This window comes from Caulobacter sp. UNC358MFTsu5.1 (assembly GCF_000712075.1).
Taxonomy (GTDB): domain Bacteria; phylum Pseudomonadota; class Alphaproteobacteria; order Caulobacterales; family Caulobacteraceae; genus Caulobacter.
In genome coordinates, this window is the sequence record NZ_JONW01000005.1 from 667,419 (window position 1) to 683,561 (window position 16,143).

The window sequence follows — 16,143 nt, forward strand, 5'->3', positions numbered from 1 at the left end:
GTGGCAGGCAGGACACTTAACCCGTCCGATCGCACGGATCAGGCGAAACCCGGGGAACGGCCGCGCTCCGACGCACCTTGTACTCTCGAGGGCCGGCGCCGCGTTTGGACGCCGCCCGAGGAGCGAAGACGTCCATGAACGGCCCGCTTTTGACCGTGGTCCCCGACCAAGTCGAGCCCGTCGAAGTCTACAATCTGAGCCGCGGTCCCGAGACCACGACCCAGCGCGTCCGGCGTTTGCAGCAGGAGGCCCGCCTGCTGGCCCGCGAGCAGATCGAGGCCATGGGCCGCGACCTGGACGACCTGGCCGCCCGGGCCCACGAGATCGCCGAGGGCGGCGACGCCTACGCCGTGGGCGTGCGGGAAATGGCCTCGCGCCTGGCCGCCGACCTGCCGCAGAAGGCCCAGGGGCTGCGCGCCATCCTGAACCGTTCGGGCAAGGACTAGGCGCCGGCGAAATCCCGGGCGGAAGGACGCGGCGGGCTGGTCAAACCGTCACATCGGCGCGCTAGATGGCCGACATGACCCTGCTGACCCGACGCGCCCTCACCACCGCCGCCCTGGCGGGAACCCTGGCTCCGGGCCTGAGCTTCGCTCGCGCCCCGAAGACGCCGATCGTCATCGCCCACCGGGGCGCCTCGGGCCTGCGGCCGGAGCACACCGCGCTCTCGTACGACCTGGCCATCGACCAGGGCTGCGACTTCATCGAGCCGGACCTGGTGCCGACCAAGGACGGCCACCTGATCGCCCGGCACGAGAACGAGATCGGCGGCACCACCGACGTCGGCTCGCGCGCCGAGTTCGCCGACCGCAAGGCGACCAAGACCATCGACGGCCAGTCGGTCACCGGCTGGTTCACCGAGGACTTCACCCTGGCCGAGATCAAGACCCTGCGGGCCCGCGAGCGGCTGCCGCAGCTGCGGCCCGCCAATCCGAAATACGACGGCCAGGCTCAGCTGCTGACCTTCGACGAGGTCGTGGCCATCGCCAAGGCGGGCAGCCAGCGCACGGGCCGGACGATCGGGGTTTACCCGGAGATGAAGCACCCCAGCTACTTCGCCGGCATCGGCCTGCCGGTCGAGGATCGCCTCGTGGCCCTTCTCAAGAAGAACGACCTGGACTCTGCGACGGCTCCGGTCTTCGTCCAGTGCTTCGAGGTCACGCCGCTGAAGACCATCCGCGCCAAGACCAAGGCGCGCCTGGTGCTGCTGACCGCCGGCGAGGGCGGCCCGGCCGACCTGCCGAACGTGACCTATTCCCAGCTGGTCAGCCCCTCGGGCCTGAAGGAGGTCGCGCTCTACGCCGACGGCCTGGGCCCGGAGAAGACCCAGATCGTGCCGCAGGACGCCAACGCCCTGCTGCCGGCCACCTCGCTGGTCAAGGACGCCCACGCCGCCGGCCTGGTCGTCCACCCCTGGACCGTGCGGGCCGAGAACTACTTCCTGCCGGCGTCCCTGCGCCGGGGCGACGCGACGGCGGCCGACTACCTGGCCCAGCCGGGCGACGTGACCGCGGTCTTCAAGGCCCTGTACGCCGCCGGCGTCGACGGCCTGTTCAGCGACTTCCCGGGCCTGGCGGTCGCGGCGCGGGGCTAGACCCGCGCTTGACCCCGCGAGGGTCGCGAGCGGATGCTGGCGCGATCCAAGGGGGGGACGTCCATGCGTGCGAAGATCCTGGCCGCCGGCCTGATGGCGGTCCTCGTCCCGGGCCTGACCCAGGCCGACATGGCCGCCCCGCCTATCCTGGCCATGGGCCTGTGCGCCTCGGGCGCGGGCGACGTCGCCGCCGCGGCCTCGCCGCCGCGCCGGACCGAGCTGATGAACGGCTACGGCAAGGTCCACTGGGAGATCGCCACCGCTTCGCCCGAAGCGCAGGCCTTCTTCGACAACGGCCTGGAGCTGGGCCACGCCTTCGCCCACAAGTCGGCCCTGGCCGCCTTCGAGGAGGCTTCGCGCCGCGATCCGGACTGCGCCATGTGCCTGTGGGGCCAGGCCTGGGCCGGCGGGGCCACGATCAACTTCACCGTCGACGCCGAGACGCAAGCCAAGATGGCCGCCCTGATGGCCCGGGCCACGACCCTGGCCGCGAACGGCCCGCCCCGCGAGCGCGAGCTGATCGCGGCCATGACCCTCCGCTACAGGAACGGCGGCGGCAAGGGTCCCGGCGACGACGCCTACGCCAAGGCCATGGACGCCCTGGCCCGCGCCCATCCGGGCGACAACGAGTTGGCCGTTCTGGCGGCCGACGCCTTGATGGTCCCGGCTTCGCTGCGCAACGCCAAGGGCAACCTGCCCCGCGCCGTCGAACTGCTGGAGGGCGCGCTGAAGCGCGATCCCGACAACGCCCCGGCCATCCACTTCTATATCCACGCGACCGAGATGAGCGGCTTCACGGCCCGGGCCGAGCCCTATGCCGACAAGCTGGAAGGCCTGGCCCCGTCGGCCAGCCACCTGGTCCACATGCCCTCGCACACCTACTACTGGGTGGGCCGGTACGAGGACGCCCTGCGGTCCAACGCCCAGGCGTCCAAGCTGGACGAGGCCAACGCCAAGGCCCAGGGCTTCACGGGCGACGGCGCGGCCTTCAACCTGTTCTATCACGGGCACAACGTGCAGTTCGGCATCGCCGGCGCCCTGATGTCCGGCGACGCGGCCGGCGGCCTGGCCCTCGCCCGTCCGGCCGTCGCCAACGGTCCCAAGCTGAAGCCCGACGACGCCTGGAACCAGATGGTGGCCGGCGCGGCCTACGACCTGATGGGCCGCTACGCCCCGACGGACGAGGTGCTGGCCCTGGCCGACCCGGGCCAGCCCTATCTGCGGGCGATGTGGCGCCACGCCCGCGCCGAGGCCCTGGGCCGCGACGGGGACATCGCCGGCCTGCGCCGCGAGGCCGCCCTGGTCGAGATCGACAAGGGCCAGCTGAAGGCCTTCGGCCGCTACGCCGGCCAGATGGCCGAGGTCACCCGGCTGGCGCACCTGGTGCTGGAAGGCCGTGCGGCCATGCTGGACGGCCAGCCCAAGGTCGCCGCCGGCTTCCTGCGCAAGGCGGCCGAGCTGGAGGAGAAGCGCTTCGCCGACATGACCGATCCGCCGATCTGGTATCCGGTGCGCCGCAGCCTGGCGGCCGCCCTGCTGGCCTCGGGCGACGCCCAGGGCGCGGCGACGGAGGCGCGCGCCGCCCTGGTCCGCCGCACCGGCGACCCGGTCGGCCTCAGCGTCCTCTCCCAGGCCGAGCGCAAGCTGGGCCAGGCGCAGGCCGCCGACCAGCATCTGGCCCAGGCCCGCAAGGGCTGGATGGGCGGCGACCTGTCGAAGCTGCCCCTGGCCCAGAGCTAGCCCGCTTGCGCCGAGCGAAGGGGCGAGGCAGCTTGCCCGCCTTCTTCGTTCCGGAACGCCTTCGATGATCCTCCGCCTCGCCGCCGCGACCGCCGCCCTGGCCCTGCTGGCCGCCCCCGCCCTGGCCGCGCCAAACGAGGGCGCCAAGCTGGACGTCATCGCCCAGGACTTCGTGCGCCTGACCCTGGAGGCCGGCGAGCGCGAGCCGGGCTATGTCGACGCCTATTACGGCCCCGCCGAGTGGGCGGCCGCCGCCAAGGCCAAGCCGCGCGAGGTCCCGGCCCTGCGCGCCGAGGCCGACCGCCTCGCCGCCGCCCTGAAGGCCGTCGACGGCAAGGCGCTGAGCCCCGACGAAGTCCGCCGCAAGGCCTTCCTCGCCGGCCAGGTCAAGGCCGCCCAGACCCGCCTGGCCATGCTGGCCGGCCAGAAGTTCAGCTTCCAGGACGAGGCCGAGGGCCTGTTCGGCGTGCGCCCGCCGCTCAAGCCGCTCAGCGCCTACGACCCGATCCTGGCCAAGATCGACAAACTGGTGCCCGGCGAAGGCGACCTGGCCACGCGCGTCAGCGCCTTCCAGGCCCGCTACACCATCCCGACCGACCGGCTGGAGCCGGTGATGAAGGCCGCCATCGCCGAGTGCAAGGCGCGCACGGAGGCCCACATCGCCCTGCCCAAGGGCGAGCGCTTCGACCTCTCGTTCGTCACCAAGAAGCCGTGGAGCGGCTACAACTGGTACAAGGGCGACGCCCACAGCCTGATCGAGGTCAACACCGACCTGCCCACCCCGATCAGCCGCGCCGTCGACCTGGGCTGCCACGAGGGCTATCCCGGCCACCACGTGCTGAACGCCCTGCTGGAAGAGAAGCTGACCAAGGGCAAGGGCTGGGTGGAGTTCAGCGTCTACCCGCTGTTCTCGCCGCAGTCGCTGATCGCCGAGGGCAGCGCCAATTACGGGATCAAGCTGGCCTTCCCGGGCGAGGAGAAGCTGAATTTCGAGCGCAAGACGCTCTACCCGCTGGCCGGCCTGGACCCGGCCACGGCCCAGACCTACGACGCGGTGACCGGCGCCATGGCCGACTTGGCCAGCGTCCAGAACACCATCGCCGACCTCTACCTGTCCGGGAAGCTCGACAAGGAGGCCGCCGTCGCCGCCCTGGCCAAGTACGCCCTCAGCTCGCGCGCCAAGGCCGAGAAGTCGCTGAGCTTCATCGAGGCCTACCGGAGCTACGTGATCAACTACAACCTCGGCCAGGACATGGTCCGCGCCCACGTCGAGCGCGCCGGCCCGTCGCAGGACGCCCGCTGGACGCGGATGGAGGCGGTGATCTCGCAGCCGACCACGCCGGCGGATTTGGCGAAATAGACGACGAGGGGGACACACACTCGCTCCAGGGACCTAGCCGGATCAGCAAGGCCTCGCCGCGAGTGTGTGTCCCCACCTTCACCCCCCTACGGAAGAGGGCTTAGCACCCGTCCCTCGTCGGCGCTCGACGTACCGTCCACCGCGGCCGCGTAGGCCTCGGCGACCGCCTCCGGCCCGGCGCCCTCGACGATCCGCAGCCAGCGCGGCGCGTCGGCAACAAACGGGGCCCAGGCGGCGTCGTGGCGCTCGTCCAGCCCGCCCGCTCCCCAGTCGGTCGCGCGCTTACGGATGCGGTCCGGCGCGAAGAAGAACGCCGGCTTGGGGCCGGGCATGACGCCCGCCCCGCGCTCGCCCTCCCAGTGCGTGCCGCCCACCAGGCAGGAATAGGCCAGGGCCTCGCCGAACCGCTCGTGCGCCGCCCTCAGAAGAGCCGCGTCGCCGGCGAAGTCGACCAGCACGACCGGTTCCTCGATCGGTGCGGTCGCCAGGTCCTCGTAGACCACCACCTGGTCGTAGAAGCCCAGCCCCTCGACGAAGGCCCGGTTGCGGGCCGAGGTCAGGCCGACGACCTTGGCCTTGCCGCGTTGCTTGAGCTGGAAGGCCAGGCTGATCGCGGTCTTGGACGAGGCGCTGGTCAGCACCACCGACCGCGCCCCGAACAGCGCGTTCTCGTCCAGGAAGTCCTCGATCAGGAAGCCGGTGATGAACAGCGGCCGCAGCAGGGCCCGGTGGTCCTCGGACGGATCGGCCGCCCCGACCGCCAGGTACTGGTTGTAGACCGGCGGCAGGCCGTGGCGATGCGGCGCGATGTCGGCGAAGCCGGTCCGGGTCTTGCGCGGCGTCACGGTCAGATGGGTCGACATCGGCCAGTAGCCGTAGAACCGCTGGCCGACCGCGAACTCCGGATGGCTGGACGCCTCGACCCGCGCGAAGCCCCAGACCGGGATCCGGCCCCAGCCCTCGGCCGCGGGGAAGAAGTCCCAGTAGCGCATGGCCTCGCCGAACAGGGCGTAGGTGATGTTGTTGGAGGTCAGGGCGAAGCGTTCGATCGCCAGCCGCGCCTGGCCCTCACCCAGTTCGGACGGCGGGGCCTCCACGACCTCGGCCCGCCGCAGATCGCCCTTCGACACCACGAAATCCCAGGCTTCCATCGTCGTCGCTCCTCTGCTGGCGACCATGGTAGGCGCGCCTCGCGACAAAACGTCAAACGTTTGTTTGAATCGATCCGGCGAACCGCCGCTTCATTGTCACGGGAGACAATGTTTTCGTTGCGACGCCGGGCGCGAAGCCCCAAGTCCGACCCATCTGTCCAGCTCGCGATCGGACCGCGCCCATGACCGACACGCCCCTGCCCCTTCGCCATTTCCTGCTGGCGCTGGCCGTGGTGGCGGTCTGGGGAACCAACTTCGTGGTCATCCGCGTGGCGCTGGATCACCTGCCGCCGCTCTTGTTCGCCGCCCTGCGCTTCACCCTGGTGCTGTTGCCCATGGCGTTCTTCGTCAAGCGGCCCAACGTCCCGTGGACCAACCTGGCGGCCTACGGCGTGCTGATCGGGGCCGGGCAGTTCGGCCTGCTGTTCGTGGCCATGAAGGGCCACATCTCGCCGGGCCTGGCCTCGCTGGTGGTCCAGACCCAGGTGTTCTTCACCATCGGCATGGCCATGAAGATCAGCGGCGAACGGGTGAAGGGCTTCCAGATCGCGGCCCTGCTGCTGGCCGCCTCGGGCATCGTGCTGATCGCCGCCCACGGCGGCGGGGCGGCCACCCCGCTGGGCGTGATCCTGGTGCTGGGCGCGGCCGCCAGCTGGGCCGGCGGCAACATCGTCGCCCGCCAGGCCGGCACGGTGAACATGCTGGCCTATGTGGTCTGGGCCAGCCTGTTCTCGATCCCGCCGCTGTTTGCGATGTCGCTGTGGCTGGAAGGCTGGCCGGCCATCGTGGCGGGCGTCGCCCACGCCGACGCCCTGACCTGGGGCGCGGTGGCCTGGCAGGCGGTGGGCAACACCATGTTCGGCTACGCGGCCTGGGGCTGGCTGCTGGCCCGCCACCCGGCGGCGACGGTCACGCCCATGGCCCTGCTGGTCCCGGTGTTCGGCATGGGCGCCTCGGCGATCCTGCTGCACGAGAGCCTTCCGGGCTGGAAGCTGCTGGCCGCCGTGCTGGTGCTGGCCGGGCTGGCGGTGAACATGCTGTGGCCGAAGGTCCGGATGCGGTTCCTGGCGCCGGCCTGAGGCTCTCCAAAAACCGCTCATCCCGGCGAATGCCGGGACCCAGATGGAATGGCTTTGAGGCTGACGCCAAGCGCTCTGAGCCTGTCCAACCCGACGCACCGCTATGGGATCTGGGTCCCGGCGTTCGCCGGGATGAGCGGAGTTGGAGGGTTATCCACAGCCCCAAACCAGTTCTGGACGAACCGTTCATGCGACGTGCGAAAATCGCACATTCCGCCTATGCTGACGCCAAGCCGCCATGCGTTTCGACGACCACTTCCTCGACGAACTGAAGCAACGCCTTCGCCCTTCCGACGTGATCGGGAAGACGGTGAAGCTGCGGCGGCAGGGGCGCGAGTATGCGGGGCTGTCGCCGTTCACCAAGGAGAAGAGCCCGTCGTTCTTCGTCAACGACGACAAGGGCTTCTACCACTGCTTCTCCAGCGGCAAGCACGGCGACATCATCTCCTATCTGCAGGAGACCGAGCGGCTGACCTTCACCGAGGCGGTCGAGCGGCTGGCGGCCGAGGCGGGCATGGCTCTGCCCGAGCCCGACGCCCGCGCCGCCCAGGAGGACAAGAAGCGCGCCGGCCTGTCGGACTGGATGGAACTGGCCGCCGCCTGGTTCGAGGGCGAGCTGCGCCGCCCCGTCGGCCAGGCCGCCCGCGACTATCTCAAGCGCCGGGCCCTGCCGGAGGACCAGTGGAGCCGCTTCCGCATCGGCTTCTCGCCCAACGGCCGCACGGCGCTGAAGGACTATCTGATCGCCAAGGGCGCCAAGCCGGCCGAGCTGGTCGACGCCGGCCTGCTCATCGCGCCCGAGGACGGCGGCCAGCCCTATGACCGGTTCCGCGACCGGATCATCTTCCCGATCACCGACACCCGGGGCAAGGTCGTCTCGTTCGGCGGCCGGGCCATGGATCCCGCCGCCCGGGCCAAGTACCTGAACGGGCCGGAGACCACGCTCTTCCACAAGGGCCGGCTGCTGTACGGCCTGTACGAGGCTCGGAAGCTCCTGCACGCCGCCCAGGCCGCCGCCCCCACCGAACAGACCCCGATGCTGGTGGTCGAGGGCTATATGGACGTCATCGCCTGCCAGCGGGCGGGCCTGCCGGCCGTGGCGCCGATGGGCACGGCCATGACCGAGGAGCAGATGGAGGTGCTGTGGCGCCTGCATCCCGAACCCACCCTCAGCTTCGACGGCGACAAGGCCGGCCAGCGCGCCGCCAGCCGGGCCATCGACCGCGCCCTGCCGCTGCTCAAGCCCGGCCGCTCGTTCAAGTTCTCGATCGTGGTCGGCGGCAAGGACCCCGACGATGTCCTGCGCGAGCAGGGGCCGGCGGCGCTGAAGAGCCAGCTGACCCAGACCACGCCCTTCGTCGAGGCGCTGTTCAACCGCGAGCGCGACCTGGAGCCGCTGGACACGCCCGAGCGCAAGGCGGGCTTCAAGCAGCGCCTGCGCGCCGCCGCCGGGACCATCGCCGACAAGGACCTGTCGGCGGCCTATCGCGACGACCTCTACGCCAAGCTGGACGCGCTGTTCCCCAAGCCCAACGCGGGCGGCGGGCAAGGCGGCGGCGGGTCCTGGGGCGACGGCGGCGGCCGGCCGTTCGTCCCGCGCGGCCAGTGGCGGGGCGGCCGCGACCGGGGTCCGCCCGATCCGGGCATCCGGGGCGTGGCCCGGGCCGAGATCACCACCCGGCTCAAGCCCTTCCACGCGGCGGTGGCGATCGCCGCCCTGCGCCATCCGGCCTGGGCGCGGCCCTATGACGAGGCGATCGAGCGGGTCGGCTTCGGCGATCCGCGCCTGTCGACCCTGGCCCACGAGCTGTTCGAGGCCCTGGCCGACGACATCGGCGACGACGCCCCGTTCCGCGCCATCCTGGAGCGCAAGGGCCTGGGCGATCACGTCGCCGAGGTCGAGCGCGTAGCCTCGGCGATCGACGCCCCGTTCCTGGACCCGAAGATGGAGCCGCACCGGGCCAAGGCCCTGTGGTCGGCCTGCTACGAGGCCCTGGTCGAGATCGGCGACAGCGAACGGGCCCTGGAGGCCCTGCGCCGCGAGGCCGTCACCGCCGGAACGCTGGCCGCGACGCGCGACCTGCGCACCCGCATCGGCGCGCTGGAGCGGCAGATCAGCGGGCTGGAGTTCTGGCAGGCGGCTTCGTAGGGCGCGCCCGCCCAACCTCCGCACCCGTTGAAATAGAACGATACTGATCACTACCCATCTTGACTCCTGCGTCATGCAACGCCATCTGGCGACTCAAGGATTTGCCACGCAGCTGATTGACATCGCCCGGGCCGCCGTCGCGCGCGCCCTCCTTGAAACAGGATGTCACCCTCGCCGCCCCCAAGTCCCAGTGGCTGCCGAAAACCCCTCAAGGGCCGACGCTGACCGCGCGTGAAGACAGCCCCTCCGCAAAGAGCCCAGCTCGCGGAGCGTTAGGTCATGGTTCTTTCGCGCGTCTCAGGCGTTTCTTGAGAATATTTTCAGCGGTTGGCTGGACAGCTTGCACGGACGACGGGGCGCAAAGCGCGGGCGCCCCATCACGGACACATTTCTCGACGCGCGCCACGTTTCGGCGCCGCGTCGTTTCGGAGACCTGAATGAGCAACAATTCCTCGGCCGAGACGGAAGCGCCCGAAGCCACCGGCGGCGATGGTCCCCTGCTCGACCTGACCGACGCCGGCGTAAAGAAGTTCATCAAGCAGGCCAAGGCGCGCGGCTACGTCACGATGGACGAGCTGAACAAGGTCCTGCCGTCGGAAGAAGTGACCTCCGAAGCCATCGAAGACACCCTCGCCATGCTGAGCGAGATGGGCGTCAACGTGGTCGAGGCCGAAGAGGACGCCGAGACCTCGGAAGGCGGCGAAGTCGTCGCCCGCGAGGACAACCAGGCGGTCATCACCAGCGACAAGCCGGCGGCCTACGACCGCACGGACGATCCCGTGCGCATGTACCTGCGCGAGATGGGCTCGGTCGAACTGCTGTCGCGCGAGGGCGAAATCGCCATCGCCAAGCGCATCGAGGCCGGCCGCGACACCATGATCCGCGGGCTGTGCGAGTCGGCCCTGACCTTCGAAGCCATCATGGTGTGGCGCGAGGAACTGGGCACGGGCCGCATCCTGCTGCGCGAAGTGATCGACCTGGAAGGCACCTACGCCGCGATCAACGGCGTGGCCGCCGCCCCGGCCGCCGAGGACGAGCCGGCCGAGCCGGTCGACGAGGAAGCCGGCGGCGAACCCAAGGCCGAGGGCGAAGGCGAGGACGACGACGACTTCGACGACGGCGCCGGCCCGACGGTCAGCGCCATGGAAGGCGAGCTGCGCGAAGGCGTGATGGCCATCCTCGACGCGATCGCCGGCGAGTTCGAGACCTTCCGCAAGCTGCAGGACAAGCTGGTCGGCAGCCGCCTGAAGGGCGAGGACCTGTCGGACAACGACCGCAAGGCCTACGAGGCCCTGTCGGCGACGATCATCCAGCACCTGAAGACGCTGAAGCTGAACAACAACCGCATCGAGGCGCTGGTCGAGCAGCTGTATGCGATCAACAAGCGCCTGATCGGCCTGGAAGGCCGCCTGCTGCGCCTGGCCGACAGCTACGGCATCAGCCGCGGCGAGTTCCTGAAGGCATATTTTGGTTCCGAGCTGAATCCGAACTGGGTCGACCAGGTGAAGGCCATGGGCGTGCGCTGGACCAAGTTCGTCGAGAACGACCTGAACTCGGTCAGCGACATCCGCCAGGAGATCGCCGCTCTCGCCACCGAGACCGGCGTGCCGATCGACGACTATCGCCGCATCGTCCAGACCGTTCAGAAGGGCGAGCGCGAGGCCCGTCAGGCCAAGAAGGAGATGGTGGAAGCCAACCTCCGTCTCGTGATCTCGATCGCCAAGAAGTACACCAACCGCGGCCTGCAGTTCCTGGACCTGATCCAGGAAGGCAACATCGGCCTGATGAAGGCCGTCGATAAGTTCGAGTACCGCCGCGGCTACAAGTTCTCGACCTACGCCACCTGGTGGATCCGTCAGGCGATCACCCGCTCGATCGCCGACCAGGCCCGGACCATCCGCATCCCGGTGCACATGATCGAGACGATCAACAAGATCGTCCGCACCAGCCGCCAGATGCTGCATGAAATCGGCCGCGAGCCGACCCCGGAAGAGCTGGCCGAAAAGCTGGCCATGCCGCTGGAGAAGGTGCGCAAGGTCCTGAAGATCGCCAAGGAGCCGATCAGCCTCGAGACCCCGATCGGGGACGAAGAGGACTCGCACCTGGGCGACTTCATCGAGGACAAGAACGCCATCCTGCCGATCGACGCGGCCATCCAGTCCAACCTGCGGGAAACCACCACCCGCGTGCTGGCCTCGCTGACCCCGCGCGAAGAGCGCGTGCTGCGCATGCGCTTCGGCATCGGCATGAACACCGACCACACCCTGGAAGAAGTCGGCCAGCAGTTCTCGGTCACCCGCGAACGCATCCGCCAGATCGAGGCCAAGGCCCTGCGCAAGCTGAAGCACCCGTCGCGGTCGCGGAAGCTGCGGAGCTTCCTGGACTCGTAAAGGGTTTGGTAGGTTCGAACGTCGAACGCCCGCTCCGGAAGACCGGGGCGGGCGTTTTCGTTAGCTGTTCTCTGTGTCGCGGCCGTCAGGCTCGCGAGCAACGCCCTTGAATGGTCCCTCCGAGGACTTGCGTTCCATGAAGTGGCCTGTCCTCTCGTCCCGCTTCTGCCAGTCGCCATTCTCATGCTGAAACTGGGTGCGCCCAGTCACAGCGCCACGTCGAAATCCATCACCGGTATTCTTGGCCATTGAAACCTCCCAAACGGGAACATTTAAGGAACAATGAGCACGAATCGGCGACCGGTCAAGACAGGTCAGCAGGCCAGAAAAAAGGCGGCCCCTTTCTGGGCCGCCCGTGAAGATCGACGAAATGATTGGCCTACTTGTTGACCTTCGCGTCGGTCGAAGCGCTGCCGCCGACCGAGGCCGAGGCCCCGTCGCGCGAGGCCGAGCCGGAGAGGCCGACCGAGCCGGCGCCGTTGGCCCCGCCCAGGTTGCTCCCGGCGCCGGTCGCGGCCCCGCCGTTCAGCGAACCGGACACGCCGTTGGTCGACAGGTCGCCGGCCGCATTGGCCGCGCCCGAGGCGTTGGCGGTCGCCGAGCCGGCCGTGTCGGTGGCCGAGCCCACGACCGCGTCGGCGGCCGAGCGGCCCTTCCGGGCCGTCCGGCCGGCGGTGTCGCGCGTGGTCTGCACCGCGTCGCCGGCGCGCTGGCGCGTGCGTTCGGTGGTGCTCTGCAGATGGGAGGTCAGGCCGCTGGTGTCGGGATTGACCTGGCCCGCGCCGCTCAGCGAACCGCCCGCCTGGCCCGTCAGCCCGCCGACCGTGCCGCCCAATCCTCCGGTGAGACCGCCCGACGCGCCGCCGGATCCGCCGAGGATCTGGGCCTGCGCCATGGGGGCGGAGAGCAGGACGACCGCGGTGGCGGCGCCCGTCAGGAAGGAAATCTTGCGCATCTTGTTCTCCTATCGATCGACGACTCCGACGGTCGCCTCTCGAACGGTCAGAACGCGGTTGCGGCCATTTCCTTCCGCGCGGCGAAGATTATTTTCGCTGCCGGAAAGGTTACCCGCCTCCGTTTTCAACCCTAGGGATTTTCAGGGACCGACGAACTGGCGACCCGCCCGCCACGCGGCTAAAGTGCGGGGAGAGACCAAGGAGGCCAGCCATGACCGTTCCCGACGAAGAGCTCTTCGCCTTTGTCGATGCCGAGCTGCCGCCCGAGGCCATGGCCCGGATCGAAGCGGCCATGGCGACCGATCCGCAGCTGGCGCTGAGGGTCGAGACCCAGCGCTCGCTGCGCCGGCTGCTGTCGGGCGCCCATGGGGGAGGCGCGCGCCCGCCCGAGGTCCGCGGCGCGGGAACGGCCCCATCGCCTCCCGAGGCCAAGGAGGCAGAGGTGATCGCCTTCCCGGGCGCCCAGGCCAAGAAGGACAAGGTCAAAAAGGACAAGGCCAGGACGAAGGAAACGATCCGGCCGCGCGACGCCAGGGCGCCCAAGCCCCGCGACGAGTCGGGTCGGGGTTTCCCCACCTGGATCGGCTTGGCCGCCTGCCTGCTGGTCGGCCTGGCGATGGGACGGCTGGCCGCGCCGCCGCCGGTCACCCTGAGCGGGGCCGACGATCCGCCCCCGATCGCCGCCGGACCGCTGGCCAAGATCCTGAACACCGGCGCCTCGGGCGTCGCCGAGGGGCCGGTGCGCGTCGCCCTGACGTTCAAGACCGCCTCGGGCGTCTATTGCCGCGCCTTCCAGGCCGCCGGCCGCGCGCCCGTGGCCGGCGTCGCCTGCCGGGAGCAGGACGCGTGGCGCGTGCGGGCGGTCGTTCCGGACAAGGCCGGCTCGCCGCTGCCGGCCGCCGTCCTGACCCTCGTCGACGCGATGTCCGCCGGACTGCCGCTGGACGCCGCCGCCGAGGCCAAGGCGCGAACGAGCGGCTGGAAGCCGGCGCGATAAAGGGGGGCCGCCCCCCGGCGGAGCCGGAGGGCGGCGGGTCCGAGCCCGCGCAGGGGGGAATGCGGGATGGGCTCGAACCGGCTGGCGCCGGGCGCGGCGTCCTAGGCGATCATGTCCAGGAGGGCGCCCGTCATCTCGTCGGCCGTCCGGATGACGGCGGCGTTGGCCTTGAAATCGGTCTTGGCCGAAACCTGTTCGACGGCCTCGTGGGCCAGGTCGATCTTCTGCGGGTTTTCGGTCTGCTCCGCGCCCCAGGCGACGGTGCGCTGGGCGCTGGCGGTGAAGCGGTCGGCGGCGGCGAACATGCCCGCGGCGGCGGTGTTGAGAACCTGCACGACCCTCTCCCTGACCCATCTGATTGGGGGTTGCCGGGTCAATGTGTGGCGCTTCGGTTAAGCGCTGTTCACCAAACGAGGTGAAGTTACACGGTTAATCGCGGAATCCCGCGCGCCGGCGGGAGCCCGCTTCCGCGATCGCCGAACCTAGACGCTGATGTCGACGAGGACCCCGGCCAGTTCGCCGGTGGCCTGGCCCAGCGCCGCGCCGGCCGCGGCCGTCATCTTGACGTTGGTCTGGGCGACGGCCAGCTGAGTCAGATCGACCGGCGGCCGCGCCTGCGGGGCGGCCGGGCGCTGGGTGGCGGCGCTGAAGCTGGCGGCGGCGATATGCACGGCGTCTTTCCCTCAAGGTCCCCGCCAACCTCGTCGCCAACCGTTAAACCCGGCTGACCAAACAAGGTAAACGCCGCGCGCCGGCGGGATAACGCGTTCTTTCGGCGGGACTTTTCCGGGAAAATTACAAAAGGTTCAGGTTCGAAAACCTCGACAAGCCGCCTTCCTCTGGCCAAGGTTCGCCCCTTTCGCGGGCCACGCCCGTATTTGGAGCCTGCCTTGATGCCGTTCTCCCGTCGCGCCGCGCTCGCCGGCGTCGCCCTGGCGCTGATCGTCCAGCCCGCCCTCGCCGCCCCCGCCGCGAAAGCAAAGCCCGCCGCGACCAAGCCCGTGGGCTTCACGCCCTCGGCCGACGCCATCAAGGCCCATATGAGCTTCCTGGCCGACGACCTGCTGGAAGGCCGCGAGGCCGGCACGCGCGGTTACGACATCGCCGCCAACTACGTGGCCGCCCAGTACGCGCTGATGCATGTGAAACCGGCCGGCGACAACGGGACCTACCTGCAGCAGGTGCCGCTGACGGCCTTCCGCGTCGCCAATGAGGGCGGCGTCTCCTACACCGGCGCCGACGGCAAGTCGGGCGCCCTGACCTTCGGCGAGGACTACCTGCCCTCGGCCCAGGCCCGCCAGGAAGAGACCAAGATCACCGCCCCGCTGGTGTTCGTCGGCTACGGCATCGTCGCCCCCGAACGCGGCCGCGACGACTACGCGGGCCTGGACGTGAAGGGCAAGATCGTCGTCATCCTGAACGGCGCCCCCACCGGCCTGCAGACCGAGATCCGCGCCCACTACAGCAACGTCAACACCAAGCGCGTCGAGGCGGCTAAGCACGGCGCGATCGGCGTGCTGACCCTGCCGACCACCGCCTCGGAAAAGAACCGCCCGTTCGCGCGCGGGATCGGCAACTACCAGGAATGGCGCATGACCTGGAACGACGCCCAGGGCGTGGCCAACGTGCGCGGCGCCTCGGCGCCGGGCCTGGCCACCCTGAGCCTGAAGGGCGGCGCCAAGCTGTTCGCCGGCGCCCCGACCTCTCTGGACGCCGTGCTGGCCGCGGCCGAGACGCCGGAAGGCCTGGTCAAGGGCTTCGACCTGCCGACCAACGTCACCATCCAGCTGAAGACCGAGATCGAGAAGCGCCAGAGCAGCAACGTGGTCGGCCTGATCGAGGGCTCGGACCCGACGCTGAAGGCCCAGACGATCATCCTGTCCGCCCACCTCGACCACCTGGGCATCCACGGCAAGGACGCCGACAAGATCAACAACGGCGCGCTGGACAACGCCTCGGGCGTGGCCACCCTGCTGGAGGTGGCGCGCGGCTTCAAGGAAGCCAGGACCAAGCCCAAGCGCTCGATCGTGCTGCTGGCGGTGACGGCCGAGGAGAAGGGCCTGATCGGCTCGGACTACTTCGCCAACAACCCGACCGTGCCGCGCGCCGGCATGGCCGCCGACGTCAACCTGGACATGCCGATCCTGCTGTACGACTTCCAGGACGTCATCGCCTTCGGCGCCGACCGCTCGTCGATCGGCCCGGCCGTGGCCCGCGCCGCCGGCCGCGTCGGCATCGGCCTGTCGGCCGACCCGCTGCCGGAAGAAGGCCTGTTCACCCGCTCGGACCACTACCGCTTCGTCGAGCAGGGCGTGCCGTCGGTGTTCCTGATGACCGGCTTCAAGAACGGCGGCGAGAAGGGCTTCAAGGACTTCCTGGCCACCCACTACCACAAGCCCAACGACGACCTGAACCAGCCGATCAACTACCAGGCCGGGGCCCGCTTCGCCCTGGTCAACTACGAGATCGCCCGCGAACTGGCCGACGCCCCGGCGCGCCCCAGCTGGAACAAGGGCGACTTCTTCGGGAACCTGTTCGGGAAGAAGTAGCGTCTAGGACGCCCCCTCCGTCACGAGGCTTAGCCCTCGCGCCACTTCCCCCGTGAAACGGGGGAGGTGGCGGCGAAGCCGACGGAGGGGGCGTCCCACGACCTTATCCATCCTTGACCCCGCCCGCGCCCGGCGCGATCTAGATCGCTCTGACAAGCCGGAGGCCGGACAGGTGAAG

13 protein-coding genes are annotated in these 16,143 nt (G+C 69.9%); 9 read left to right on the forward strand and 4 right to left on the reverse strand.

What is annotated here, in order from left to right:
• The first annotated feature begins 134 nt into the window (after positions 1 to 134).
• The 4 genes from BR39_RS0104930 to BR39_RS0104945 all read left to right on the forward strand — a co-directional run bounded on the left by BR39_RS0104930 (position 135) and on the right by BR39_RS0104945 (position 4,694).
• Complete coding sequence (locus BR39_RS0104930; protein WP_029908301.1) at positions 135 to 446, forward strand: hypothetical protein; 312 nt, start codon at positions 135 to 137, stop codon at positions 444 to 446.
• A gap of 65 nt (positions 447 to 511) precedes the next feature.
• Entirely contained in the window at positions 512 to 1,594 is a 1,083-nt protein-coding gene (locus tag BR39_RS0104935; protein WP_029908302.1) for a glycerophosphodiester phosphodiesterase, read from the forward strand.
• Positions 1,595 to 1,657: 63 nt separating this feature from the next.
• Positions 1,658 to 3,334, forward strand: a complete 1,677-nt coding sequence (locus BR39_RS0104940; RefSeq protein WP_029908304.1) for a hypothetical protein — start codon at positions 1,658 to 1,660, stop codon at positions 3,332 to 3,334.
• Between the two features lie 64 nt (positions 3,335 to 3,398).
• Positions 3,399 to 4,694: a hypothetical protein gene (locus BR39_RS0104945; protein WP_029908306.1), complete on the forward strand. Its 1,296-nt coding sequence runs from the start codon at positions 3,399 to 3,401 to the stop codon at positions 4,692 to 4,694.
• Positions 4,695 to 4,780: 86 nt separating this feature from the next.
• Here the strand turns inward: BR39_RS0104945 and BR39_RS0104950 are convergent, their stop codons facing one another.
• Positions 4,781 to 5,845, reverse strand: a complete 1,065-nt coding sequence (locus BR39_RS0104950) for a DUF2855 family protein (protein ID WP_029908308.1) — start codon at positions 5,843 to 5,845, stop codon at positions 4,781 to 4,783.
• 182 nt (positions 5,846 to 6,027) lie between these two features.
• Here BR39_RS0104950 and BR39_RS0104955 point away from each other — a divergent pair, with 182 nt between their 5' ends.
• From BR39_RS0104955 to rpoD, 3 genes are all read left to right on the forward strand, one after another.
• Positions 6,028 to 6,924, forward strand: a complete 897-nt coding sequence (locus tag BR39_RS0104955; protein WP_029908310.1) for an EamA family transporter — start codon at positions 6,028 to 6,030, stop codon at positions 6,922 to 6,924.
• 238 nt (positions 6,925 to 7,162) lie between these two features.
• Complete coding sequence (gene dnaG, locus BR39_RS0104960; protein WP_029908312.1) at positions 7,163 to 9,073, forward strand: DNA primase; 1,911 nt, start codon at positions 7,163 to 7,165, stop codon at positions 9,071 to 9,073.
• Positions 9,074 to 9,510: 437 nt separating this feature from the next.
• On the forward strand, positions 9,511 to 11,463 hold the full coding sequence (gene rpoD / locus BR39_RS0104965) for an RNA polymerase sigma factor RpoD (protein WP_029908315.1): 1,953 nt from the start codon (positions 9,511 to 9,513) through the stop codon (positions 11,461 to 11,463).
• 379 nt (positions 11,464 to 11,842) lie between these two features.
• On the opposite strand, the gene BR39_RS0104970 is transcribed toward rpoD, so the two are convergent.
• Positions 11,843 to 12,418, reverse strand: coding sequence for a hypothetical protein (locus tag BR39_RS0104970; RefSeq protein WP_029908317.1), 576 nt, complete (start codon positions 12,416 to 12,418; stop codon positions 11,843 to 11,845).
• Positions 12,419 to 12,630: 212 nt separating this feature from the next.
• Here BR39_RS0104970 and BR39_RS0104975 point away from each other — a divergent pair, with 212 nt between their 5' ends.
• The gene (locus BR39_RS0104975) at positions 12,631 to 13,416 is read left to right on the forward strand and encodes an anti-sigma factor (RefSeq protein WP_029908319.1); all 786 of its coding nucleotides are present in this window, start codon (positions 12,631 to 12,633) and stop codon (positions 13,414 to 13,416) included.
• Between the two features lie 101 nt (positions 13,417 to 13,517).
• Here the strand turns inward: BR39_RS0104975 and BR39_RS0104980 are convergent, their stop codons facing one another.
• Both BR39_RS0104980 and BR39_RS0104985 read right to left on the reverse strand, forming a co-directional pair.
• The gene (locus tag BR39_RS0104980) at positions 13,518 to 13,751 is read right to left on the reverse strand and encodes a flagellar basal body rod C-terminal domain-containing protein (protein ID WP_029908320.1); all 234 of its coding nucleotides are present in this window, start codon (positions 13,749 to 13,751) and stop codon (positions 13,518 to 13,520) included.
• Between the two features lie 147 nt (positions 13,752 to 13,898).
• Complete coding sequence (locus BR39_RS0104985) at positions 13,899 to 14,087, reverse strand: hypothetical protein (protein ID WP_029908322.1); 189 nt, start codon at positions 14,085 to 14,087, stop codon at positions 13,899 to 13,901.
• A 222-nt stretch (positions 14,088 to 14,309) separates the two neighbouring features.
• Between BR39_RS0104985 and BR39_RS0104990 the strand changes: the two genes are divergently transcribed.
• Positions 14,310 to 15,965: a M20/M25/M40 family metallo-hydrolase gene (locus BR39_RS0104990; RefSeq protein ID WP_029908325.1), complete on the forward strand. Its 1,656-nt coding sequence runs from the start codon at positions 14,310 to 14,312 to the stop codon at positions 15,963 to 15,965.
• The last annotated feature ends 178 nt before the right edge of the window (positions 15,966 to 16,143 follow it).